The following is a 23495-nucleotide window of genomic DNA, read 5'->3' as shown; positions in this document are numbered from 1 at the left end:
GCCCAGGCGCGTCAGGCCACGGTGTTGAACGGATCGTGCTCTGCGAGCAGCTTTTCCAGCCGTGCCTGATCGATGCGACCGTGCACGGTCGCGGCCTCGTGCTGGTCACGCACCACCTTCGCCAGGCTGAAGGTGCTGGTCACCAGGAACAGCAGCGACATCGCGAGAAACCCGCGCTGCCACATGTCCAGTGGGAGATAGCAGATGCCGACGCCGACCCCGAAGAAGCTGACGCCGAACGCGATCGCGGCTTGCGCGATGAAGGCCGAAGTGGTTTTCGACTGGGCGTTGGGAGTGCTCATGGAAAGAAAGTCTGCCGACCCGGGCCGGTCGGCAACCGTGTACAACTACTCGAGCGGCCTGGGTAGTTGCCGGTCGGAGAGTGATCTGCGTCGGCGCCACCGCGTGGCGGCCTGGGCATCGCCGCGCCGACGGTACGGCAACGCCATACTGTTCGGGTGCTCGAGTCCGCCTCCACCCTGACGAAGCTGCGTGCGCGCGGCGTCGTCATCGTGCGTCGCGCGGAGGACATCATCGATCTGAACTACGTCGGGCTGGTCTTCGCGACGGTGTTCTTCGTCCTGTCGGTGACGCCGTCGCTGCTGCCGCGCGACTGGCTGTTCCAGGGGTTGATCAGCGGGATCAATGCCGCGCTCGGCTACGGCGTCGGCTGCGTGCTGGAGTGGTTGTTCCGGCTGTGGGTGCGCCCGCGGCTGACCAAGATCCCGCCGCCGCCGACCTGGGTGCGCTACGCGGTGAAGTCCGCGATCCTGATCACCGCCGCGCTCAGTGCGGCGCTGATGCTGGTCCAGTCGGCGCGCTGGCAGCGCGAGATCACCGCGCTGATGGGCATGGAGGGCACCACCACGCCGGCCTATCTGCGCACCGGACTGCTGAGCCTGTCCGTCGGCATGGCGGTCGTCGCGGTGTATCGGACGGTGCGCGAGATCATCCGGTTCCTGGCCCGCCTGCTCAACCAGTGGGTGCGGGTGCCGCGCGAATTGGCCCCGGCCGCCGGGTTCCTGGTGCTGGTCGTGCTGGCCGTGACCATCTTCAACGGTGTCGCCTCGCGGGCCTTCTTCGCGGTGGCGAACTCGGCGTTCAGCGTGCGCAACGACCACACCTCGGCGAACGCGATCCAGCCGGTGCAGCCCGAACGTTCCGGCAGCCCGGCCTCGCTGGCGAAGTGGGAGACCCTCGGTTACGAAGGGCGCTGGTTCGTTTCGCACGGGCCGACCGCGAGCAAGATCAGCGAGGTGACCGGCAAGCCGGCCCGCGAACCGATCCGCGCCTACGTCGGGCTGGAATCCGCCGAGGCCGACCAGGAACCGGCGGAACTGGCCGCCGCCGAACTCGAGCGCACCGGCGCGTTCGACCGGAAGGTGCTGGTCGTGGTCACTACCACCGGCACCGGCTGGGTGAACGGCATGGCGGCCGCCGCGGTCGAGTACATGTACGGCGGCGACAGCGCGATCGTCGCCTCGCAGTATTCGTATCTGCCCAGCGTGCTGTCGTTCCTCGCGGACCGCAGCAAGGCCGCGACCGCGGGCCGGGCGATGTTCGACGCGATTTATGCGCACTGGAGCGCGCGGCCGCCGCAGCAGCGGCCGAAGCTGCTGGTGTACGGGGAAAGCCTGGGCTCGCAGGGTTCCGAGGCCGCCTTCGACGGGCTCGCCGACCTACGGACCAAGGTGGACGGCGCGCTGTGGGTGGGGCCGCCGAACTCGAATCGACTATGGGAGCAGTTCGTTTCGCGGCGCGACCCCGGCTCGCGCGAGGTCGAGCCGGTGTACGCGGACGGTCTGGTGGTGCGATTCGCCTCGGACAGTGCCGATCTCGCGCGACCGTCCACCGAGTGGCGGCCGCCGCGGATCGCCTATCTCCAGCACGCGTCCGACCCGATCGTCTGGTGGTCGACGGATCTCATTTTCTCCCAACCGGATTGGCTGTCCGAGCCGCGCGGCGCGGATGTGTCCTCGCAGATGCGCTGGTGGCCGTTCGTCACCTTCTGGCAGGTCGCCGCCGATCTCACCAATGCCCAGGGCGTCACCGACGGACACGGGCACCGCTATGGCAGCCTGGTGCTCGACGGGTGGGCCGCGATCGCCGCGCCGCCGGATTGGACCGCGGCGATGTCCGACCGGATCCGGGCGGAGATCGAGGCGGCCGAGGACTTCGAGCGGAAGACCAAATGAGCAGAGTTCCGGAAACTGTTGCGGCCGTGGTTATTCCGTTGACCTGGAGCAACTGGGTGTTGCCGCGGCTCGGGCTCGGTGTTCGCGGCCGGACGGCGGCCAATGCCGCGTTCGCCACCGGTTATGGCGCGGCTTTTCATGGATCGCCGAATTGGTTCTCGGCGAAGGGATTTCGGTACGGCGCGGTTGCTGCCTCGCTGGTCGCCGCCGGTTACGGTGTGGCACTGGCGATTCCGTCGGTGCGGAGCAAGTTGCACGAGTTCGAGGATCGTGGGCCGGAGGTGTCGCCGGTCGAATGGATCGCGGTGCACATCCCGATCGGCACGGTCTACAGCGAAGAGCTGGTTTTCCGGGCCACCCTGGATCCGTTGTTGGACAGCACATTCGGGACCCGTGCCGGATCGGTTCTCGGCGCGTTGACCTTCGGTCTCTGGCATGTGTACCCGGCGCGGGCCGCGGGCGACAGCGTCCCGGTCACGGTCGCCGCGACGGCCGCGGGTGGGGTCGCGCTGGGCTGGCTGCGCCGGTGCACCGAAAGCGCCACCGCTCCGGCTTTGCTCCATCTGGCCGTCAACGCCGGTGGTGCCGTAGCGCCTCGCATCGCCCGGCTCTTGGGCACGTCCGCGAAGTCGTAATCCCCGCAGGGATCGTGCTGACGTCTGTCGGCACGATTTTTCGCGCCTGAATTTGTCGACCCGCCGCTCTGAAGCACGGTCGATATCCCAGTTGATCAGCCAAAACATAGAAATACGCCATACGCACTTGCGCACAACGTTCCGTCATGCGTACAGTGTTCGCAACGGGAGAACAACGTACCCGCCGATCAGATCCAGAGCAGGAGAAGAACATGTCGAGCAACGTGAACTGGAGCGCCGAGGGCGACTGGAACGTGCAGGGCGAGTGGGGCGGCGCCGACTCGGCCGGGCGTGAGTTCGCCGTCGCGCGGTGGCAGCAGCGCCTCGACGAACTCCGGATCGCCAACCACGTGCCCGGCGCGGCGCTGGCCATCCTGGTCGACGGCAAGGTCTACGAGATCGCCAGCGGAGTCCTGCACCGGGGCACCGAAGTTCCGGTCAGCACCGACTCGGTGTTCCTGTGCGGCTCGGTCGCCAAGGTCTACACCGCCACGATGATCATGCGCCTGGTCGACCAGGGCAAGCTCGATCTGGACGCGCCCGTGGTCGACGTGCTGCCCGAGTTCGGCACGCCGGACGAGGAGGCCACCGGGGTGATCACCATCCGGCAGTTGCTCAACCACACCGGCGGGGTGACCAACGACTTCGCCTTCGACGGCGGCCGCGGCGACGACTGCCTGGCCGAATACGTCCGGGCCGCACGGGAAGTCGCGCTGGACTGCAAGCCGGGCACGGCGATGTCCTACGGCAGCCTCGGTTACGTGGTGCTCGGCCGGGTCATCGAGGTGGTGACCGGCACGACCTTCGACCAGGCCGTGCAGGACCTGCTCGCCGCGCCGCTCGGCCTCGGCCACCTGGTGACGCTGCCGGAGCAGGCGCTGAAGTTCCGCACCGCGATGAGCCACCTCGGCGAACCGGGGCAGTACCCCGATCCGGCGCCGGAGTGGGACATCATGCCGCGCTCGTTCGCGCCGGCCGGCCGGGTGATCAGCTCGGCGGGGGACATGGTGCGGTTCGCGCGCCTGCACCTCGACGGCGGTCGCGCCGCCGACGGAACGGCGTTGCTGACCCCGGAAAGCGTTGCGGCGATGCAGAACCTGGAGATCGAGGTGCCGGACAAGTGGACCGTCAGCGCGGACGGCTGGGGTCTGGGCTGGACCCTCTACGACTGGAACGGCATCAAGGGCTTCGGCCACGACGGGGCCGCGATCGGCCAGTACGCCTACCTGCGGGCCGTCCCCGCGGCCGGGGTCGCCGTCGCGCTGCTCACCAATGGCGGCGGCGCGCGCCAGCTCTACGCGGCGCTGTTCCGCGAACTGCTGGCCGAGCTGGCCGGGGTCCAGATGCCCGAGCCGTTCGCCCCGGCCGACCCGCCGGTCCCGGTGTCCATCGACCCGTTCGTCGGCACCTATCTGCGTGCGGGCGTGGTCATCACGGTCAGCAAGCAGGACGACGGCACCGCGCACATGCTCTACGAATTCGTCGACGGCATGAAGGACATGTCGCTGCCGCTGAGCATGGACCTCACGCCGGTCTCGGCGACGGTCTTCGCGGCCTCGGGCGCGGGGCCCTCCTTCAGCGAGGACTACATGCCGGTGGTCTTCGAGACCCTCGCCGATGGCACCGAAGCCTGCTTCGTCGGCATGCGGGTCACCCCGAAGCAGCCGGCGAGCGTCCACTGATCATTCGCGAAAACCGAAGGGCCGGGCGATGACCCGGCTCTTCGGCATGGGCGGGTCAGGCGCCGGTCTTCGCGGTCGAGGTCGCGGCGCGGGCGGCGAGCAGGGCGCTGTTGATGGCGATCTCGCCGCGCATTCCGGGCGCGGCGACCTGGTCACCGATCAGGTAGACGTCGTTGCCGCGATCGATGGCGGGCCGGTCGCGCCAGGTCTGGCCGGGCAGGTCGAGCGCGCCGGTGCGGCCCTTCGCCGTCGCGGAGCGCTGGAAGGTGGTGCGGTCGCGCCAGCCGGGCACGACGGTGTCGGCGAACAGTTCCAGCCGGGTTAGCGTCAGAGTGGTGGATTCGCCGGTGCGCGTGGGCATTTGGAGCTGGAACAGTGATTCGCCCGGCGGCGCGATGGTGTCGTCCTGCATGGTGTAGCTCTCGTGGAAGCCGCCTTCGTCGAGATCGAACACCAGGGTGCGGTCGCCGCGTGACCTGGTGACCGCGATATCGAGGAGGACGCAGTGACCGCTGGCCCAGTGCAGGCTGTCGTCGCCGAGCAGCGTTCTGGCCGCGTTGAGATCGGTGGCGACGATCGCCGGTCCGTCGGTGGGCAACTGGTTCATCCGTGCGCCGGTTTCGATGGCGACACCGAGTTCGGTTGCGCGAGCGGCCATCCGATCGATGACCCGCTGCCAGCCACCGCGTACCCAGCGCACGGCTGGAACGTTCGGACCGAAGACCCGCTGGAACAGTTCCCACACGAAGGCGGCGGAGAGCCGGCCGGTGTCGGCGTCATAGGTCACCACGCTGATCGCGTTGGCCAGCTGCGCGGCGGTGGCCTCGCCCCAGCGGCCCGAGGCCCAGCTGTGGAAATCCCGATCGACCGGCGCGGTCAGCCGGCCGCGTGCCTGCGCCCGCAGCATCCGAACCGGCGGCACCGAGCGCACGCGCCCCCCGACCCGGAAACCCGCTCGCGCCCAGTCGCCGATCCGCGGCCAGCCCAGATCATCGACGAACCCGCGCTGCTTCAACCAGGCGTAATGCGGTCCGTCCGCATAGAACACGTGCGCACCGTCGTGCGCGACATACGGTGGGGCAGTGGCGCGTCCGCGTCCGCCCAAGGTTTGATGCGCCTCGTACAGTCGGACCGGGGCGCCGGTCTCGGCGACCGCGATGGCCGCCGTCAAACCGGCCAGACCCCCGCCGATCACCGTGACATGTGTGTTCATGGTGTTCCCTCTCCCTTATTGATCCGTCCAATGCAGCCGGGCGACAACCATTTCGGCGATGGAGCGCAGATAGCGATCCGGATCCACCGCGGTCGGGTGGTCGCCGCCGAAGGTGTCGCTGATCAGCCAGTAGTGCGCGACCGCGCCGACGATCACCGCGGCCGCCGCTTCCCAGTCCTGTTCTCGCGATTCGGGATCGGCGAGTTCGACCAGCCCGCGCAGCACCGCCGAGACGAAGACCAGGTACTCCTCGCGCCGGAACACCTCGAGCACGTCGGTGCCGATCGAGTTGTCGCGCATCAGGATTCGGTTGACGTCGCGGTCGTGCTCGAGCCGGGCCAGGCCGATCCGGAACAGCAGGGTCAGCTTGTCCGCGGTCGAGCCGCGCGGTTCCAGTGATTCGAGCCAGGCCGGCACGGAGAAGTCCGGCGCGAGGAAGGCCGCCCATTCGCCCCGCTCGGTCAGCCGCGACCGGACGGCCTCGACGAGCAACTCGTCCTTGGACTTGAAGTGCCGGTACATCGCCCCCGACCCACCCGAGAGCCCGGCGGCGCGCTCGATCTGGGTCACCGTGGTCCGCGCGAATCCCTGTTCCCCGAACAGTCGCAACGCGGCCGCGATGACCCGTTCCCGCGTGGAGTCGGCCATGACACACCCCGATAAGTAATTGCTTACTTACTGTAGGAGCGAGCGACCCAGGTGCACAACCCTTTCCACGATCCGCCCCGGCCGGACGGCCGCGGACCTGCCCGGAGCCGGTAATCTCGGCCGGGTGGCACGACAATCGGTGAGTCCGGCAGAGCTGCGCTCAGCAGTGGACGCAGTCAGCGAATGGCTCCGCGACGACTCGGTCGCCGCGCCCGCCCGCACCGAACTCGCGGCCGCGGTGCGCACCACCGCCCGCACCCTGGCCGCCTCCGCGCCCGGCCATTCGGTGGAGGTCCGCGTGCCTCCGTTCGTCGCCGTCCAATGCATCGAAGGCCCGCGCCACACCCGGGGCACTCCGCCGAACGTGGTCGAAACCGACCCGCGCACTTGGCTTCTCCTGGCCACCGGTCTGCTGGAGTTCGCCACCGCGCTCGACTCCGGCGCGCTCACCGCCTCGGGCAGCCGCGCGGCCGAAGTCGCGCACTGGCTCCCGATCGCCCGCGCCGAGGACTGACCTACGCGTTGATCAGGCGGCGACGCGGTTGCTGCTGCGGTGCAGGCCCTTGCGGTCGTAGAAGCGGGAGATGACGGCGCCGAAGATCAGGCCGATGGCGAGGCCGAGCACGGCCATCCAGACGCCACGGCTGAGGCCGGCCTCGAAGCTGGCGTCGAAGTAGAGGATGGCGCGGATGCCGAGGAAGACCTGGTGCATCGGTTCGAACGAGGCCAGCCAGCCGAAGTACTGCGGGGTCGCCTCGATCGGGACGGTGCCGCCGGAGGAGGGCAGGCCGAGAATGATGAACAGGATCAGGTTCACCAGCAGGCCGGCCGAGCCGATGGCGGCCAGCGTGGACAGTCCGGTGACGCCGACGGCGATGATGGCCAGCGCGCTGTAGAGGAACAGGGCCAGCGGGTGATCGATCGGCATGTCCAGGATCTTGCCGACGATCAGGAAGACGGCCGAGACGATGTTCGCGGTCACCACCATCACGCCCCACTTGATCAGCAGGGTGCGGAAGCGGGAGATCGGCGTCGGCGGATAGTGCACGAACCACGGCCCGTATTCGGTGGGGATGAACCCGAGCTGGGCGTCGATCATGGTGTGGATGACCATCGCGCCGACCACGCCGGCGAGCAGCAACAGCAGGGCGTAGAAGAACGCGCTGAGCCCTTGGCCGGTGCCGTCGGGCAGCGGGTGATATTGCTGGACAACGACTTTCACCGGATCGGCGAGCGCGACCCTGGCCGCGCCGGACAGCTCGGGCGCGGGCGGCCCGCCCGGCTGCGGCTTCAACTGCTCGGTCACCTGGTCGGTGAGCTGCTTGCCGACCTGCTTGTTCACCTCGGTCAGCGCCTGATTGCCGACCCGCAGCACGATCTGGGTGCCGAACGCACCGGTGCGCGGATTGGTCTGCATGGTGATGATCGGGCGTTCCATCTCACCCGGAATCACGCTGCCGACCCCGAGGATGCCGAGGCGCTTGCTGAAGTCGCCCGGAATGATCAGCGCGCCGTAGACCTCGCCGGACTGCATCTGCCGCTCGGACTCGCTGATGCTGAGCACCCGCAGGTCGACCTTGTCCGCGGGCACCCCCTTCGCCAGCGCGTCGGTGATCTGGTTACCGAAATTCACCTGCTGCTGACGATCGGCGGTTTTGATGACATCGCCCACATCTTGGTTCACCAGCGCGATCGGAAAATCGTGCAGATTCTTCTCCGGATCGACGACGTAATCCAGATACATGATGCCGAGCAACGCGGTCAGCAGCGTGAGCACGGCCATCGGAAACAGCACCATGCGGGCCCATGGCCTGCGTGGCGGCGGGGTTGTCCCGGTGGTCGATCCCGTCCCGCTGCCTGAATCCGCGCTGTCGGTAGTCGTCACGGCTCGCACCGTAACAGCTGCCGCGGCCGAATTTCCCGGCCCGCACGCCACGCCGATTGCTGCTCGTATGCGGTGGGGGTGATCGTGATCGAACTTTCACCCGTAGACTGGGTGCTGCCCCCAGCCCGCCCGAACAGGGAGCAAACGGTGACCAAGGCCGAACTGCCGGTTGACGCTATTTCCGCCACCTCCGATCAGGTCGAGAACGAGCCACGTGAAGAGTGTGGTGTGTTCGGCGTCTGGGCGCCGAGCGAGGACGTGGCGAAGCTCACGTACTACGGCTTGTACGCGCTGCAACACCGCGGGCAGGAGGCGGCGGGCATCGCGGTATCCGACGGTTCACAGATCTTGGTCTTCAAGGATCTCGGGCTGGTCAGTCAGGTATTCGACGAGCAGACCCTGGCCGCCATGCCGGGCCACATCGCCGTCGGCCACTGCCGCTACTCCACCACCGGCGGCGTGACCTGGGAAAACGCCCAGCCCATCTTCCGCACCACCTCGGTCGGTTCCGGACTTGCCTTGGGCCACAACGGCAATCTGGTCAACACCGCCGAATTGGCGGGCCGGGCAAGGGAATACGGACTCATCGGCGCGACGGTGGCCAACGGCCGCCCGCAGCCGATCGCCGCGACCTCCGACTCCGACGTGATCACCGCGCTGCTCGCGCACGCGTCCGCCGACTCCAGCATCGAGCAGGCCGCGATGGAGTTGCTGCCGACGTTGAAGGGCGCGTTCTGCCTGACCTTCATGGACGAGCACACCCTCTACGCCGCGCGCGACCCGCACGGCGTGCGCCCGCTGTGCCTGGGCAGGCTCGACCGTGGCTGGGTCGTAGCCAGCGAAACCGCCGCGCTGGACATCGTCGGCGCCGCGTTCGTCCGGGAGATCGAACCCGGCGAACTGCTGGCGATCGATGCCGACGGCGTGCGGTCGATGCGCTTCGCCAACCCCGAGCCCAAGGGTTGCGTCTTCGAATTCGTCTATCTGGCCAGGCCGGACAGCACCATCTCCGGCCGCTCGGTGCACGCCACCCGGGTCGAGATCGGCCGGCTGCTGGCCAAGGAGCATCCGGTCGACGCAGACCTGGTGATCCCGGTGCCCGAATCCGGCACCCCGGCCGCCGTCGGTTACGCGCAGGGTTCGGGCGTGCCCTACGGCCAGGGCCTGATGAAGAACGCCTACGTCGGGCGCACCTTCATCCAGCCGAGCCAGACCATTCGTCAGCTCGGCATCCGGCTCAAGCTCAATCCGCTGCGCGAGGTCATCCGCGGCAAGCGGCTCATCGTGGTGGACGACTCGATCGTGCGCGGCAACACCCAGCGCGCGCTGATCCGCATGCTGCGCGAGGCGGGTGCGCTGGAGATCCACGTCCGGATCGCGTCGCCGCCGGTGAAGTGGCCGTGCTTCTACGGCATCGACTTCGCCTCGCCGGCCGAGCTGATCGCCAACGGCTCCGGCGCCGAGGGCAGCTTCGACGAGATGGTGGAGGGCGTGCGCCGCTCGATCGGCGCGGACACCCTCGGCTACATCTCCACCGAGGGCATGATCGCCGCCACCGAACAGCCGCGCTCGCGGCTGTGCTGCGCCTGCTTCGACGGCACCTACCCGATCGCGCTGCCCAGCGAGGCGGCGATCGGCAAGAACGTGCTCGAAGGCATGCTCACCGGGCAGCCGGAGGCCTTGCTGCTCGGCGAGAACGCGAACGCGAGCGCACTGAGCCGTCCGTGATCCATCGGGCGGCCGGGTTACCCGGCCGTCCGTCGAGTGCCGGTATTTCCGACACATAGCTGTCCGGATTCCAAGCACATAGCCGTCCCGTTTTCGAGCACATCGCTGTCTCGATTTCGGGCGGATCCGCCGTCATTGATGACACCCGCCCGGCGCGCTCGGTCGTACCCAAAACATGGTGTGCGCACGGCGGGTCGAGCAAGCGCGTCGCGGAAGCTCGCGCCGTTTGTCTACAGGCGTGCCGTGGCGTATTTGTGACACGTCAATCGCCGGGAGGGCACGTTCCTGGACATTCGTCCGGTGATCTGGCCCCTGCGATGCGCAATTTGCAACGCGACCTAATCTCCCGATCATTTTTCTGTGAAAACGCAACGTGCCGGAAATGGTTCGTGGGTACGGTGCCCGTCAGATCGGAAGTTCATATGTGTCCGCACCTGTCCTGCGATCCAGGACAACGCGGTGCGGCGCTCGAGAAGTGGGGCCCTGATGTTGGTTTCTAGAACACCTGGGGGCCGGACCCGGACGCGAACCATCGCGGCCGTCGGCCTGGCGACGCTGGTTGCGTCCGCCTTGGCCGGCTGCGGTTCGGGCCGGACCGGTGATAGTGGTGGTGGTGACGGCTTGGTGGCCGGCACCACGGATAAGATCTTCTCCCTCGACCCGGCGGCCGCCTATGACAACGGCTCACTGGTCGCGGAAACGCAGTTCTACCAGTACGTGTTGAACTTTGCGCCCGGCGATGCGACGCCGAAGCCGGACGCCGCGGAGAAGTGTGATTTCACCTCCCCCACGGTGTACTCCTGCACCATGAAGGCGGGCCTGAAGTTCGCCAACGGCAATCCGCTGACGGCCAAGAGCGTCAAGTTCTCCTTCGACCGGATGCTCAAGATCAACGATCCGAACGGTCCGGCCTCGCTGCTCGGCAACCTCGAGAAGACCGAGGCCCCGGACGACCGCACGGTCAACTTCACCCTCAAGGTCGCCAACGACCAGACCTTCCCGGCGATCCTGCCGACCCAGGCCGGTCCGATCGTCGACGAGAAGGTCTACTCGGCCGACAAGGTGATGGCCGACGAAGACGTGGTGAAGAACAAGGGCTACTCCGGCCCGTACACGATCGCCAGCTACGACAAGAACAAGCTGGTCGAGTACACGGCGTTCCCGGATTACAACGGCATTCTCGGTACCCCGAAGACCAAGACGGTCTCGACCAAGTACTACGCCACCACCGACAACATGAAGCTCGACCTGCAGAACGGGTCGCTCGACGTCGGCTACCGCTCGTTCACGCCGACCGACGTCGGTTCGCTGCGCGGCGACAGCAAGGTCGCGGTGCACGAGGGCCCCGGCGGTGAACTGCGTTACATCGTGTTCAACATGAACACCATGCCGGGCGGTACGCCGGAGCAGAAGCTGGCCGTGCGCAAGGCGCTCGCCTCCACCGTCGACCGCGCCGCGCTGGCCGAGGGCGTCTACAAGGGCACCTACCTGCCCGCGTATTCCTCGATCCCGCAGGGCGTTCCGGGTGCGACCGAGCCGTACAAGGACATCTACGGCGCGGGCCCGAGCAAGGACAAGGCGGCGAAGTTCCTCGCCGACGCCGGTGTCGCGACGCCGGTCGAGCTGAACCTGCAGTACAACCCGGACCACTACGGTTCGAGCAGCTCCGAGGAATACGCGGCGCTCAAGTCGCAGCTCGAGGCCAGCGGCCTGTTCCGGGTGAACCTGCAGTCCACCGAATGGGTGAGCTACCAGCGTGAGCGTGCCCGCGACTCCTACCCGCTGTACCAATTCGGCTGGTTCCCGGACTTTCCGGACCCGGACAACTACCTGACCCCGTTCTTCGCGCCGAACAACTTCCTGCAGTCGCACTTCGAGAACCCGGGCATCACCGCCCAGCTGCTCGCGGAGACCACGACGACGGACAAGGCCAAGCGGCTCGAGATCCTCAAGGGTGTGCAGACGGACCTGGCGCAGAACTTCGTGCCGATCCTTCCGCTGTTGTCCGGCAAGCAGATCGCCGTCTCCGGCAAGAACGTGCAGGGCGTTGAACAGACTCTCGACGCGTCCTTCAAGTTCCGTTACACGGTGCTGAGCAAGTGACATCCGGCGAAGCCGGGCCCGGGACGATAGCTGCTCCAGAAACGAAGCCAGCGCCGGCCCGGGCCCGGCGCTTCGGCGTGCCCAAACTACGGAAGGGCGGCAGCGATTCTCGCCAGCTCGCCCTGCTGCGTTACCTCGGCGTGCGACTGCTGCTGATCCCGGTGACCGCGTGGATCCTGGCCACCGTCGTGTTCTTCCTGATGCGCGTGGCCGGCGATCCGATCAGCGCGGCCATGGGTGGGCGAATGACCCAGGAGCAGATCGAGATTCGCAAAGAGGCGGCCGGGCTCAACCGGCCGATCATGTCGCAGTACTGGGACTACATCTCCGGGCTGCTGCGCGGAGACTTCGGTAAGTCGCAGGACAATCGGCAGATCAGCGACGTGATCACCACCTACGGTGCGGCGTCGGCCGAGCTGATGTTCTGGGCGCTCATCGTGGCCTTCGCCATCGGCATCCCGCTGGGCAGATACGCGGCGACGCACCGGGATTCGATCTCCGACACCGGTCTGCGGTTGTTCGCGATCCTGGCCTACGCGGCGCCGGTGTTCTTCGTCGGCCTGCTGCTGAAGCTGGTCTTCGCGGTGAAGCTGGGCTGGCTCCCGGTCGCGGGCCGGGCCAGCACGAATGTCGAACTGCAACTGCAGCATGTCTCGCCGAAGACCAACGTCATGTTGATCGACGGATTCCTTTACGGCGACACCGGTTACATCGTCGACGTGCTGAAACACGCTGTCCTACCGGCGATCGCGCTCGGCCTGCTCACCGCGGGCATCTTCCTGCGGCTGGTGCGGATCAACCTGATCCAGACGCTGCGTTCGGATTACGTGGATGCCGCGCGAGCGCGTGGCCTCTCCCAGCGGGTGGTCACCGGGCGACACGCGTTCCGCAACGCGATGATTCCGATCGTCACCGTGATGGGTATGCAGATCGCCATGATGCTCGGCGGCGCGGTGCTGACCGAGACCACCTTCGAGTGGAAGGGCCTCGGTTATCAGCTCGCGCAGTACCTCTCGGCCCGTGACTTCGTCGCGGTGCAGGGCATCGTCGCGTTCATCGCGATCTTCGTCGCGCTGATGAGCTTCCTGGTGGATGCCCTTGTGGCACTGATCGATCCGAGGGTGAGGTTCTGATGACCGCACCGGAATTGCTGAACGAGCCCGTCACCGCGCCGGTGGTTCCGCCGTCGGCCAAGCGCGGCATCCCCGGCCTCCGGCTGTTCACCATGACCGCGGGCCTGCAACGCGCGACCCTGATCCTCGGTTTGGGTCTGGTCGCCGTGTTCGTGCTCGCGGCCATCTTCGCGCCGCTGATCGCGCCCTACGGTTTCGCCCAAAGCGCTGCCGACGGAGTCGATTTCGTCCGTCAGCAGGCGCCGTCGGCCGACCACTGGTTCGGCACCTCGGTGCGCGGTGAGGACGTGTTCTCCCGGGTGATCTGGGGCGCACGCACCGCGCTGTTCGTGATCGTGATCTCGCTGGTGCTCTCGCTGTTCGTCGGCGTGCCGCTCGGCCTGCTGTCGGGTTACCTCGGCCGCTGGTTCGACCGGGTGCTGGTGCTGTTCATGGACGCGATGTACGCCTTCCCGACGCTGCTGCTGGCGATCGTGGTGTCCATCGTGGTCGCGGGCGGCCGATCGACCAGCCTGGGCGGCGTGCTGTCCGCGGCGGTGGCGATCACGGCGGTCTTCGTGCCGCAATACTTCCGCGTGGTGCGCAACGCGACCGTCTCGGTGAAGAACGAGCCGTACGTGGACGCCGCCCGGGTCACCGGCGCGTCCACCGCGCGAATTCTGTTCCGGCACATCTTCGCCAACGTCACCCAGTCGCTGCCGGTCATCGTCACGCTGAACGGGTCAGAGGCCATCCTGACCCTCGCGGGCCTGGGCTTCCTCGGGTTCGGCATCGAGCCGACCCAGGCCGCCGAGTGGGGCTACGACCTGAACAAGGCGCTGTCGGATGTCTCCAACGGCATCTGGTGGACCGGTATCTTCCCCGGTTTCGCCATCGTGCTGGTGGTGCTCGGCATGACCCTGGTCGGCGAGAGCCTCAACGAGGTGCTCAACCCGGTGCTGCGCACCCGGCGTGCGGTCTCCGCCGCGCCGGGCGACGCGATCACCGTCGCGGGCGTCGAAACCGCTGGGCCCGAGGTCGATCCGGCCAAGGACAGCACTGCCGGGAAGGAGACATCATGACCGAGCCAGCCGTGGTCACCGACCGCAGCAAACCGGCCCTGTCCATCGAATCGCTGTCGGTCACCTTCGCCACCGACGCCGGACCCGTCTACGCGGTCACCGACGTCTCCTACGAGGTGTATCCCGGCGAGGTGCTCGCCATCGTCGGCGAGTCCGGTTCGGGCAAGTCGGTGAGTTCGCGCACCGCGATGGGACTGTTGCCGCTGACCGCGCGGGTGCGCGGTCTGGTCACGCTCGGCACCGAGGCCATCACCTCGATGAACGAGCGCCAGCTCACCGCGCTGCGCGGCGGCGCCATCTCGATGGTGTTCCAGGAGCCGGGCCTCGCGCTCGACCCGCTGTTCACCGTCGGCTTCCAGATCGGCGAGGCGCTGCGCGCGCACTCGCAGATGAGCAAGAAGGACGCCAAGGCCCGCGCGATCGAACTGCTGCGCATGGTCGGCCTGCCCGACCCCGACCATCGGGTCGACTACTACCCGCACCAGCTCTCCGGCGGCCAGAAGCAGCGCGTGGTGATCGCCATCGCCATCGCCTGCGAGCCGAAGGTGATCATCGCCGACGAGCCGACCACGGCCCTCGACGTGACGGTGCAGGCGGAGATCCTGGAGCTGCTGCGGGATCTGCGCGACCGGATCGGCAGCGCCATCGTGCTGATCACGCACAACATGGGCGTGGTGGCCGACCTGGCCGACCGCGTCGTAGTGATGCGCAACGGCAAGGTGGTCGAGCAGGCGCCGGTGGACGAGCTGTTCGCCAGCCCGAAGGAGGACTACACCCGGGCGCTGCTCGCGGCCGTGCCGCACCTCGGCACCGAGCAGTTGGCGCACGGTCCGGCCGAAGAGGTGGCCGAGTCCGCCGAGCCGGTGCTCGAGGTGTGCGATCTGGTGGTCGAGTTCCCCGGCTCGTTCGGGCGGCCCGCGTTCCGCGCGGTCGACGATGTGAATCTGCGCATCGGGCCCGGCGAAACCCTCGGCCTGGTCGGCGAATCCGGCTCGGGCAAGTCGACCATCGGCCGCTGTGTCGCCGCGCTGCAACGCCCGACCTCGGGCGTGGTGAAGATCCGCGGGCAGGACATCGCCGGCATGTCCGGGCGCAAGATGAAGCCGATCCGGCGGCGGTTCGGGTTCGTGTTCCAGGACCCGGCCAGCTCGCTGAATCCGCGGCTCACCGTCGGCGAGTGCGTGGCCGAGCCGCTGCTCGTGCACAAGATGGGCAGCGCGGCCGAGATCAAGGCGCGGGTGCGCAAACTGCTCGACGACGTGCAGCTGCCCGCGGGCACCGAACGCCGGTATCCGCACGAGCTGTCCGGCGGTCAGCGGCAGCGCGCCAGCCTGGCCAGGGCCCTGGTCCTGGACCCGGACCTGCTGGTCGCCGACGAGCCGACCAGCGCGCTGGACGTCTCGGTGCAGGCCGCGGTGCTGGAGTTGTTCGGACAGCTCCAGCGCGAATGCGGCTGGGCCTGCCTGTTCATCAGCCACGACCTCGCGGTGGTGGACCAGCTGGCCGACCGGATCGTGGTGCTGCGCAACGGCGCGGTGGTCGAGCAGGGTGATCGAGATCGCATCCTGCGGGCGCCGACCGAGGAGTACACCCAGCGTCTGGTGGCCGCGGTACCGGTGCCCGATCCGGTAGAGCAGCGCAGACGCCGGGCGGAGAGCGCGGCATTGTTCGCGACCAACGCCGCAGGCTGATTGTCGCAATACGGTTTGGCTCGCCCGATTGTCAATAGGGCGAGCCAATACCGGTGCAACGTCGTTATCGGGCTCCGGTAGCGTGAGCAGGCATCTATCCGCCGATTCGGTTTGGAGCTTTCCCCGAAAATGACTGAACAGACCCCCAGTGGTGGTGCCTCTTACGCCGCGGCAGGCGTGGACATCGAGGCAGGTGACCGCGCAGTCGAGTTGTTCGGGCCATTGGCGAAGAAGGCGAGCCGTCCCGAGGTCCAGGGCGGCCTCGGCGGGTTCGCCGGACTGTTCGCGCTGAAGGGCGGATACCGCGAACCCCTACTCGCCGCGTCCACCGACGGGGTCGGCACCAAGATCGCGGTGGCGCAGGCGATGGACAAGCACGACACCGTCGGCCTCGACCTGGTCGCGATGGTCGTCGACGACCTCGTCGTGTGCGGCGCCGAGCCGCTGTTCCTGCAGGACTACATCGCCATCGGCAAGGTCGTCCCGGAGAAGGTCGCCGAGCTGGTCTCCGGCATCGCCGAGGGCTGCGTCCGGGCCGGCTGCGCGCTGCTGGGCGGCGAAACCGCCGAGCACCCGGGCCTGATGGACCCGGACGACTACGACCTGTCCGCGACCGGTGTCGGCGTGGTCGAGGCCGACGCGGTGCTCGGCCCGGACCGGGTGCGTCCCGGTGACGTGGTCATCGCGATGGGCTCGTCCGGCCTGCACTCCAACGGCTACAGCCTGGCCCGCAAGGTGCTGCTCGACATCGACCGGATGTCGCTCACCGGGCACATCGAGGAGTTCGGCCGCACGCTCGGCGAGGAACTCCTGGAGCCGACCCGGATCTACGCCAAGGACTGCCTCGCGCTGATCGCCGAGACCGACGTGCGCACCTTCGCCCACGTCACCGGCGGCGGACTGGCCGCCAACCTGGGCCGGGTGCTGCCCGCGGGCATGGTGGCCGAGCTGGATCGCGGCACCTGGAACCCGGCGCCGGTGTTCAAGATGATCGCGCAGCGCGGCCGGGTCGAGCGGGTCGAGATGGAGAAGACGTTCAACATGGGCGTCGGCATGGTCGCCATCGTCGCCCCCGAGGACGTCGACCGGGCGCTCGCCGTGCTGACCGCGCGGCACATCGAGTGCTGGACCCTGGGCACCGTGAAGAAGGCCAAGGATTCCGACGCCCTGCGTGCCGTTCTGGTGGGCGAACACCCGCGGTTCTGAGACCCATATACGAACACAAACCAGCGTCCCGCATCGCTCAGATGCGGGACGCTGGTGTGTTCTAAGCCTTTTCGGCGTTATCCGTCAACGCGCGGCAACGGCAGAAAGAGGAGGCACGCTGACCTCCCCTTTCGAACGTTGCTCCGAGTCAGCGGCGCCAGTCGTCGTAGTCGTCCTCTTCGAATTGAGATGAGGACTTGTCCGCGTCGTGCTCATCGGACAGCACACCACTCCGTTGGGAGTGGGGGCTTCCCGAAAGCTCGCGCTGAAGGCTCGCGAAATCGCTCGGCGGGCTGCTGTACTTCAGCTCGCGTGCGACTTTGGTCTGCTTTGCCTTAGCCCGGCCACGGCCCATGGCTGACCCCCTCGCGTCACTGCGGGGCGGCCTGGGGTTTGGTTGGCGGCCCCGTTCGAATTAATACTCTTCCTGACAGACACTTTAGCGTGTGTCCGGCCGTCCCGCTTCCAGGAGTGGCTGAAGAACCTCCGAAGTGGTTCCGTTTGCCCGGTTGTCGCCCTCGGCCGGTCCGGCTAGAGCACCCCCGGGATCGCCCGGATCACGCCGACCCTGGCGCCGCCGCCGAGCACCGCGGGGGCCGCCAGCTCGGTGTGCGCGTCGGTCCAGTCGACGCCGATCCGCTGCAAAATTGCCAGCGTCAGGGGGATTCGGGCCCGGTCGCTGCCGTCCTCGATCTTGTACGCGAAGGCTGTTCCGTCGGGCAGCGCACCGGCGTGCACGCCGTCCGCGCCGATCTTGCAGACCAGTCCGGGGGTGGCCTGCATGGTCAGCAGATCGGGTGCGTTGGTGCCCGAAATCACTCGCGGATGGGCGCGGATGGCGTCCGCGACGCGCCGCTCCGGCGCGTCGGAATCGGCGGTCGCCATGGTGGCGAACACCCGGGCCAGGTTGACCAGCGACACCGGAATGATCGGCAGGCCACAGCCATCGATGCCGAGATCGGTCTCGGGTTCGCCGGTGAGATCGGCGATGGTGGCGATGACCGCCTGCTGCAACGGATGCGCCTCGTCGAGGTAACCCTCGGTGGGCCAGTCGTTGATCTTGCAGGTCGCCAGCATCGCGGCGTGCTTGCCGGAGCAGTTCATGTAGATCCGGCGCGGTTCGTGCGAACCCGAGAGCACGGCCGCGCGCGCCTTCTCGTCGACCGGCAGGTCCGGCGGGCATTCCAGCGACTTCTCGTCGAAGCCGAAGCGGTCGAGCAGCCGGCGCACCAGCGCGACATGATCGGGTTCGCCGTAGTGCGACGCGGTCGCGATGGCCAGCTCGGCGTCGTCGACCGGCTCGAACCCGTGGCGCAGCAGGGTGATCGCCTGCATGGGCTTGTTGGTCGAGCGGGGGAAGATCGGCAGGTGCACCTCGCCGAGGGTGAGCGTCGGCTCGCCGGACGGATCGAGGATGACGGCCGAGCCGCGGTGCACGCACTCGCGGAAGCCGGAGCGGACTACTTCGACCAGTTCCACACTCACAGTTGCGCTCCCGTATCGAGTTCGGCGCCACGTCGCGTGGCCGGTCGGTCGGATTCGTCGGCGCGTCGTTGCGCCGCGCGGTCGGCGTTGGCGTGCCTGCGGGCGTGCCGTTCGATCTGCCTGCGCACGTCGTCGGAGATGGTCGGCTCGGCGGCGAGCAGGATGGCCAGCAGGTCGGGGTCGTCGCCGGTGAACAGATCGCGCACGGTGATGCCGTGCTCGGGGACGTGCACCACCGACACCCGGTCGCCCGCGCCGATCGTGCCCTCGGTCAGCACCCGCAGGTAGGCGCCGGTGTCGGCCTGCATGGTGAATCGCTTGACCCACTGGGCTTCTCCGCTCCAGTGCTGGAAGGTGGCGCACGGCACCCGCGGCGCGCTCACCTCGAGCAGCGTGTCGCCGATGACCCAGCGGGCGCCGAGCACCGCGTCGCTGACCGCGAGGCCGGCGATGCGCAGGTTCTCGCCGAACCAGCCGATGGGCAGTTCCCGATCGAGGGCGTTGCCCCAGCGCCGGGCGTCCTCGTCGGCGTAAGCGTAGACGGCCTGGTGCGCGCCGCCGTGGTTCTTGGTGTCGCACACGTGATCCCCGTCGAGACCGAGTGCGCGCACCGCTACCCGGCCCGGCATCGGGCGCTTGTCGATCGCGGACTTGCCCACCCGGCCCGGCACGTCGAGTTCGGCGTACACCACGCAGACGGCCAAGACTTCACCGGAATCATCGGTTCGCATCGGCGGCACTCCTCTCGTCGGGTCGTCGGGCCGGGAAGTCGGGGGCCGGGCATGGTTCAGCGCGAAACGCGGAGCCTGCGCCCCTTCGGTATTCGGCGGTCATGGTCGGGTCAGCGTCCGCGGAGCCGATCGACGGCGAGCCTGCCCGCCTGTGGTGAGTCGTCCGTCGGCACCGAGTCCGGGTCGATGGCCGCGGCGGCCGGTCCGGCGGTGAGCGCGGTGTCGGCCGGGACGGTGCGTTTGATCAGCGCGAGCGCGATCGGGCCGAGTTCGTAGTGGTCGATGACGGTGCCGAGGCGGCCGATCGCGCGGCCGCCCGCGGTGATGTCGGCGCCGGTCTCGGGGCGCTCGTCGGCCGAGCCGTCCAGGTGCAGCAGCACCAGGTGCCGCGGCGGCTTGCCGAGGTTGTGCACCCTGGCCACGGTCTCCTGGCCGCGATAGCAGCCCTTGTCCAGGTGCACGGCGCCGAATTCGGCAGGGCCGCCGATCCAGCGGGCCTCGTGCGGGATGGTGCGCTCGTCGGTGTCGAGTCCGATCCGCGGGCGCACGGCGGCAACCCGCAGCGCCTCGAAGGTCCACATGCCCGCGGGTTCGGCGCCGGCCTCGGTCAGCCGGGTCCAGAACTCGGCGAGCCGATCGCGGGGGATGAGCAGATCGAACGAGTCGGCGGTCGGCCACGGCATCCGGCGCAGGAATCCGCCGTCCGGCAGCGCAACCGCCGCGTAGGCGTCGGGCAGCGTCGCCACGCCGAGGGCGGCGAGCACGTCGGCGGCCTTGGGTCCGAGCAGGCTCAGTACCGCGTAGTCCGCCTCGGCCGGTTGGGCGTCGGCCCAGAAGACCATCTTCTTCAGGAAGTCCAGCAGCGCCTGGCCGCGCTCGCCCTCGGTGTCGATCCAGACCGTGCCGTCCAGCTCGGTCAGCACGAAGTGGTTGAGCACCCGGCCGTTGAGATCGAGGTCGAGGTTCTCCGCGGACTGCCCGTCGCCGAGGGCGGCGATGTGCTGACTGGAGATGGTGTGCAGCCAGGTCAGGCGCTCGGCGCCGGTGATCCGGAGGACGAAACGATGCGACCGATCGATGACCGCCGCGCGCTCGATTGCCGCCCGTTGTTCACCGAGCGGATCACCGTAGTGCCAGGCGACGGCGGCATCGGGCGAACCCGGCGCTCCCGCGACGGCTCCCGAAACAGCGAGGATAGGGCTGGGCGCAACGACCACGGACACGTTTCCACTGTAGGCGGGGTCGCGCTCGGGTGCCCGAACCGGGGCAGCGGGGAGACGATCCGGCCGTCGTCCGCGCGGCCTGCGAGTGAACCTCGGGCAGCGGCCGGTAAAAGATGCCGCGAAGTCTTCCGTGACCTAGGCGAGACATTGCCGAACCGCCTAGTCTCGACGCATGGTAGATCGGGTTCTTGTCTCACTCGACGGCGCGGTCCGGGACGCGGACGCGCCGTTGTTGTATGCGGACGATATCGGCGTATTGCGTGGCGACGGTATTTTCGAAACGGTGCTGGTGCGCGCGGGCAACGCGTGCGCGATCGAATTTCATCTAGGCCGGCTGCGTCGCTCGGCGCAGGCGCTGGATCTGCCCGAGCCGGAGATCGGCCGGTGGCGGGAGGCGGTCGAGCGGGCCGCCAAGGAGTGGGGAACCGACCGCGAGGGCGTGATGCGGCTGGTGCTCACTCGCGGCCGCGACAGCGAGCTATCCGGGGTGGCCGAGAAGGTGACCTCCGGCGATCTCGCCGCCGCCGTGCCGGTGCCCACCGCGTACGTGCTCGTGCTGCCGGTGCCGGACCGGGTGCAGAAGGCGCGCACCGAGGGCGTCTCGGTGGTGACCCTGTCCCGGGGCATCTCGATCGACCTGGCGCAGGCCGCGCCGTGGCAGCTGCTGGGCGCGAAGACCCTGTCCTACGCGTCGAACATGGCGGCGCTGCGGTTCGCCGCGCGGATGGGCGCCGACGACGCGATCTTCACCAGCACGGAGAACCGGGTGCTGGAAGGCCCGCGCTCGTCCGTGGTGATCGCCAGGGACAAGCAGCTGATCACCCCGCCCGCGAAGAACGGGGTGCTGCCGGGCGTCACCCAGCGCGCGCTGTTCGCCGAGGCGGAGAAGGCCGGCTGGGAGTGCGTCTACAAGTCGCTGTTCACCGCGGATCTGCTCACCTGTGACAGCGTGTGGATGATGTCCAGCATCTCGCTCGCGGCGCGGGTGAATTCGCTGGACGGGCTGCGGATGTCGGCCCCGGACAACGCGCAGGAGATCATCGATCTGGTCGATCGCGGCATCGAGCGGGCGGGCGCTATCGGCGATTGGTGAGAGTTCCGCCGGCGACCGGTGACTGCCCGCACCGGCGCTGACGGGGTGTCCGATCGGCGTGACGTGCGTCCTACTTGCGCGCCTCCGGCCCGCAAAACCGCTGATTGGGGCCGAAAGTCCCGGTGTGTCGTGGCCTAGGACTCATTGTTCTGGACCTCCTTCGACGTAGTATTACTACGTCATGTCGTAGACGACGAGGAGGTCGTGGCCGATGAGCGAGCGCAGCGAGCGAATCAACAATGCAGCCGCACCGGCGGTCATGACGGAGCCGAGCGCCAGCGAGGCGCAGTCATGAACGCCCTGGACATCTCTCGATGGCAGTTCGGCATAACCACGGTCTACCACTTTCTCTTGGTGCCGCTGACTATTGGACTTGCTCCGCTCGTCGCCGCCATGCAGACGGCTTGGGTGATCACCGGCAAGGATCACTGGCTGCGGCTGACCAAGTTCTTCGGCAAGTTGTTCCTGATCAACTTCGCGCTCGGCGTCGCCACCGGCATCGTGCAGGAATTCCAGTTCGGGATGAACTGGAGCGAGTACTCCCGCTTCGTCGGTGACGTGTTCGGCGCGCCGCTCGCGCTGGAGGGGCTGGTCGCCTTCTTCATGGAGTCGACGTTCCTCGGGCTGTGGATCTTCGGCTGGTCCCGATTGCCGAAACTCGCGCACCTGGCCGCGATTTGGATGGTCGCGATCGGCGTGAACGCGTCGGCCTACTTCATCGTCGCGGCGAACTCGTTCATGCAGCATCCGGTCGGGGCGCGGTTCAACCCGGAGACCGGGCGGGCCGAACTCGACAGCATCGTCGCGGTGCTCACGAACAACACACTGCTGGCCGCCTTTCCGCACGTCGTCGCCGGATCCTTCGTCACGGCAGGCACTTTCGTGGCGGGCATCGCCGGCTGGTGGATGGTGCGCAAGGCGCGCAGCGGCGACGCCGCGCAGCTGACCGAGGCGCGCACCATGTGGCGGCCCGCGGCGCTGGTCGGCATCTGGGTGATGCTGATTTCGCTGGCCGGACTGTTCTTCACCGGTGACACCCAGGGCAAGCTGATGTTCGAGCAGCAGCCGATGAAGATGGCCTCGGCGGAATCGTTGTGCCACACCGAAACCGACCCCGACTTCTCCATCCTGACCGTCGGCACGCACAACAACTGCGACAGCGTCACGCACGTGCTCGAGGTGCCGGTGGTGCTGCCGTACCTGGCCAAGGGCGAGTTCAGCGGAGTCACCCTGCCCGGCGTGGTCGACCTGCAAAAGGAATACAACGAGAAGTACGGCGTCGGCGACTACCGGCCGAACCTGTTCGTCACCTACTGGTCGTTCCGCGCGATGATCGGCCTGGCCGCGGGTTCGGCGCTGCTCGCGCTGGCCGGGCTGTGGCTGACCCGCCGCGGCCGGGTGCCGAACCAGCGCTGGTTCTCCTGGCTCAGCCTGCTGATGATCCCGACGCCGTTCCTGGCCAACAGCGCGGGCTGGGTGTTCACCGAAATGGGCCGCCAGCCTTGGGTTGTCGCGCCGAATCCGACGGGTGACCTGAACCTGCGGCTGATGGTGCAGCAGGGCGTGTCGAACCATTCGGCCGGCGTGGTGCTGTTCTCGCTGATCGTCTTCACGCTGCTGTACGGCGGATTGGCGGTCGTCTGGTTCTACCTGATGCGGCGCTACGTGATTCATGGGCCGGATCCGGCCCCGGCGGTCACCGACGGGCCCGGCGATACCGGTGGTCCGGGTCGGCATGGCGTCGAAGAGCCTGCCGTCGAACAACTTTCGTTCGCCTACTAGG

The 23495-nt window shown here is 68.0% G+C and carries 20 protein-coding genes; 12 read left to right on the top strand and 8 right to left on the bottom strand.

The features are described 5' to 3' along the window. Positions 1 to 11: 11 nt before the first annotated feature. Entirely contained in the window at positions 12 to 302 is a 291-nt protein-coding gene (locus tag AB0M22_RS36325; protein WP_364736594.1) for a YiaA/YiaB family inner membrane protein, read from the bottom strand. Between the two features lie 156 nt (positions 303 to 458). Between AB0M22_RS36325 and AB0M22_RS36320 the strand changes: the two genes are divergently transcribed. The 3 genes from AB0M22_RS36320 (at position 459) to AB0M22_RS36310 (ending at position 4512) form a co-directional block, all read left to right on the top strand. Beyond that, positions 459 to 2195 (top strand): alpha/beta-hydrolase family protein, encoded by a 1737-nt coding sequence (locus AB0M22_RS36320; RefSeq protein ID WP_364736592.1) that lies wholly within the window; start codon positions 459 to 461, stop codon positions 2193 to 2195. Next, entirely contained in the window at positions 2192 to 2830 is a 639-nt protein-coding gene (locus AB0M22_RS36315; RefSeq protein WP_364736590.1) for a type II CAAX endopeptidase family protein, read from the top strand. Before AB0M22_RS36320 ends, AB0M22_RS36315 begins: the two co-directional genes overlap by 4 nt. Before the next feature lie 212 nt (positions 2831 to 3042). Next, entirely contained in the window at positions 3043 to 4512 is a 1470-nt protein-coding gene (locus AB0M22_RS36310; protein ID WP_364736588.1) for a serine hydrolase domain-containing protein, read from the top strand. A gap of 55 nt (positions 4513 to 4567) precedes the next feature. Here AB0M22_RS36310 and AB0M22_RS36305 read toward each other — a convergent pair whose 3' ends face one another. Both AB0M22_RS36305 and AB0M22_RS36300 read right to left on the bottom strand, forming a co-directional pair. After that, complete coding sequence (locus AB0M22_RS36305) at positions 4568 to 5725, bottom strand: NAD(P)-binding protein (protein ID WP_364736586.1); 1158 nt, start codon at positions 5723 to 5725, stop codon at positions 4568 to 4570. A gap of 15 nt (positions 5726 to 5740) precedes the next feature. Next, positions 5741 to 6373 (bottom strand): helix-turn-helix domain-containing protein, encoded by a 633-nt coding sequence (locus tag AB0M22_RS36300; RefSeq protein ID WP_364736584.1) that lies wholly within the window; start codon positions 6371 to 6373, stop codon positions 5741 to 5743. A gap of 124 nt (positions 6374 to 6497) precedes the next feature. On the opposite strand from AB0M22_RS36300, the gene AB0M22_RS36295 reads away from it, so the two are divergent. Continuing rightward, entirely contained in the window at positions 6498 to 6887 is a 390-nt protein-coding gene (locus tag AB0M22_RS36295; protein ID WP_364736582.1) for a sterol carrier family protein, read from the top strand. Positions 6888 to 6899: 12 nt separating this feature from the next. Here AB0M22_RS36295 and AB0M22_RS36290 read toward each other — a convergent pair whose 3' ends face one another. Next, positions 6900 to 8171, bottom strand: coding sequence for an ABC transporter permease (locus AB0M22_RS36290; protein WP_364736647.1), 1272 nt, complete (start codon positions 8169 to 8171; stop codon positions 6900 to 6902). A gap of 234 nt (positions 8172 to 8405) precedes the next feature. Between AB0M22_RS36290 and purF the strand changes: the two genes are divergently transcribed. The 6 genes from purF to purM all read left to right on the top strand — a co-directional run bounded on the left by purF (position 8406) and on the right by purM (position 17180). Next, entirely contained in the window at positions 8406 to 9986 is a 1581-nt protein-coding gene (gene purF, locus AB0M22_RS36285) for an amidophosphoribosyltransferase (RefSeq protein WP_364736580.1), read from the top strand. A 486-nt stretch (positions 9987 to 10472) separates the two neighbouring features. Continuing rightward, positions 10473 to 12089, top strand: coding sequence for an ABC transporter substrate-binding protein (locus tag AB0M22_RS36280; RefSeq protein ID WP_364736578.1), 1617 nt, complete (start codon positions 10473 to 10475; stop codon positions 12087 to 12089). Between the two features lie 122 nt (positions 12090 to 12211). Continuing rightward, entirely contained in the window at positions 12212 to 13222 is a 1011-nt protein-coding gene (locus AB0M22_RS36275) for an ABC transporter permease (RefSeq protein ID WP_364736645.1), read from the top strand. A 92-nt stretch (positions 13223 to 13314) separates the two neighbouring features. Beyond that, on the top strand, positions 13315 to 14283 hold the full coding sequence (locus AB0M22_RS36270) for an ABC transporter permease (RefSeq protein WP_364736643.1): 969 nt from the start codon (positions 13315 to 13317) through the stop codon (positions 14281 to 14283). Beyond that, on the top strand, positions 14280 to 15974 hold the full coding sequence (locus AB0M22_RS36265) for an ABC transporter ATP-binding protein (RefSeq protein WP_364736576.1): 1695 nt from the start codon (positions 14280 to 14282) through the stop codon (positions 15972 to 15974). Before AB0M22_RS36270 ends, AB0M22_RS36265 begins: the two co-directional genes overlap by 4 nt. Positions 15975 to 16103: 129 nt before the next feature. Continuing rightward, a complete protein-coding gene (purM, locus tag AB0M22_RS36260; RefSeq protein WP_150403869.1) occupies positions 16104 to 17180 on the top strand; it encodes a phosphoribosylformylglycinamidine cyclo-ligase in 1077 nt (358 codons plus the stop codon). A 148-nt stretch (positions 17181 to 17328) separates the two neighbouring features. On the opposite strand, the gene AB0M22_RS36255 is transcribed toward purM, so the two are convergent. From AB0M22_RS36255 to AB0M22_RS36240, 4 genes are all read right to left on the bottom strand, one after another. Beyond that, entirely contained in the window at positions 17329 to 17535 is a 207-nt protein-coding gene (locus AB0M22_RS36255; RefSeq protein ID WP_150403870.1) for a DUF3073 domain-containing protein, read from the bottom strand. A gap of 176 nt (positions 17536 to 17711) precedes the next feature. After that, complete coding sequence (locus AB0M22_RS36250) at positions 17712 to 18665, bottom strand: asparaginase (protein ID WP_364736575.1); 954 nt, start codon at positions 18663 to 18665, stop codon at positions 17712 to 17714. Further along, on the bottom strand, positions 18662 to 19396 hold the full coding sequence (locus AB0M22_RS36245; RefSeq protein WP_364736574.1) for an MOSC domain-containing protein: 735 nt from the start codon (positions 19394 to 19396) through the stop codon (positions 18662 to 18664). Before AB0M22_RS36245 ends, AB0M22_RS36250 begins: the two co-directional genes overlap by 4 nt. Positions 19397 to 19506: 110 nt before the next feature. Beyond that, on the bottom strand, positions 19507 to 20619 hold the full coding sequence (locus AB0M22_RS36240) for a folate-binding protein (protein ID WP_364736572.1): 1113 nt from the start codon (positions 20617 to 20619) through the stop codon (positions 19507 to 19509). A gap of 172 nt (positions 20620 to 20791) precedes the next feature. Here AB0M22_RS36240 and AB0M22_RS36235 point away from each other — a divergent pair, with 172 nt between their 5' ends. Together AB0M22_RS36235 and AB0M22_RS36230 are read left to right on the top strand one after the other, a co-directional pair. Next, positions 20792 to 21712 carry an aminodeoxychorismate lyase gene (locus AB0M22_RS36235; RefSeq protein ID WP_150403874.1) on the top strand — a complete coding sequence of 307 codons (921 nt, stop codon included), beginning with the start codon at positions 20792 to 20794 and terminating at the stop codon, positions 21710 to 21712. 291 nt (positions 21713 to 22003) lie between these two features. After that, positions 22004 to 23494 (top strand): cytochrome ubiquinol oxidase subunit I, encoded by a 1491-nt coding sequence (locus tag AB0M22_RS36230; RefSeq protein WP_364736569.1) that lies wholly within the window; start codon positions 22004 to 22006, stop codon positions 23492 to 23494. The last annotated feature ends 1 nt before the right edge of the window (position 23495 follow it).

Origin of the sequence: Nocardia sp. NPDC051756 (assembly GCF_040681495.1) — a bacterium.
GTDB lineage: Bacteria > Actinomycetota > Actinomycetes > Mycobacteriales > Mycobacteriaceae > Nocardia.
This window is presented reverse-complemented; position numbering and strand designations above follow the sequence as displayed.

Coding starts and splice junctions, on each gene's coding strand:
- AB0M22_RS36325 (WP_364736594.1), bottom strand. CDS start 302: ATGAGCACTCCCAACGCCCAGTCGAAAACCACTTCGGCCTTCATCGCG.
- AB0M22_RS36315 (WP_364736590.1), top strand. CDS start 2,192: ATGAGCAGAGTTCCGGAAACTGTTGCGGCCGTGGTTATTCCGTTGACC.
- AB0M22_RS36310 (WP_364736588.1), top strand. CDS start 3,043: ATGTCGAGCAACGTGAACTGGAGCGCCGAGGGCGACTGGAACGTGCAG.
- AB0M22_RS36305 (WP_364736586.1), bottom strand. CDS start 5,725: ATGAACACACATGTCACGGTGATCGGCGGGGGTCTGGCCGGTTTGACG.
- AB0M22_RS36300 (WP_364736584.1), bottom strand. CDS start 6,373: ATGGCCGACTCCACGCGGGAACGGGTCATCGCGGCCGCGTTGCGACTG.
- AB0M22_RS36290 (WP_364736647.1), bottom strand. CDS start 8,171: ATGGTGCTGTTTCCGATGGCCGTGCTCACGCTGCTGACCGCGTTGCTC.
- AB0M22_RS36280 (WP_364736578.1), top strand. CDS start 10,473: ATGTTGGTTTCTAGAACACCTGGGGGCCGGACCCGGACGCGAACCATC.
- AB0M22_RS36270 (WP_364736643.1), top strand. CDS start 13,315: ATGACCGCGGGCCTGCAACGCGCGACCCTGATCCTCGGTTTGGGTCTG.
- AB0M22_RS36265 (WP_364736576.1), top strand. CDS start 14,280: ATGACCGAGCCAGCCGTGGTCACCGACCGCAGCAAACCGGCCCTGTCC.
- purM (WP_150403869.1), top strand. CDS start 16,104: ATGACTGAACAGACCCCCAGTGGTGGTGCCTCTTACGCCGCGGCAGGC.
- AB0M22_RS36255 (WP_150403870.1), bottom strand. CDS start 17,535: ATGGGCCGTGGCCGGGCTAAGGCAAAGCAGACCAAAGTCGCACGCGAG.
- AB0M22_RS36245 (WP_364736574.1), bottom strand. CDS start 19,396: ATGCGAACCGATGATTCCGGTGAAGTCTTGGCCGTCTGCGTGGTGTAC.
- AB0M22_RS36235 (WP_150403874.1), top strand. CDS start 20,792: ATGGTAGATCGGGTTCTTGTCTCACTCGACGGCGCGGTCCGGGACGCG.
- AB0M22_RS36230 (WP_364736569.1), top strand. CDS start 22,004: ATGAACGCCCTGGACATCTCTCGATGGCAGTTCGGCATAACCACGGTC.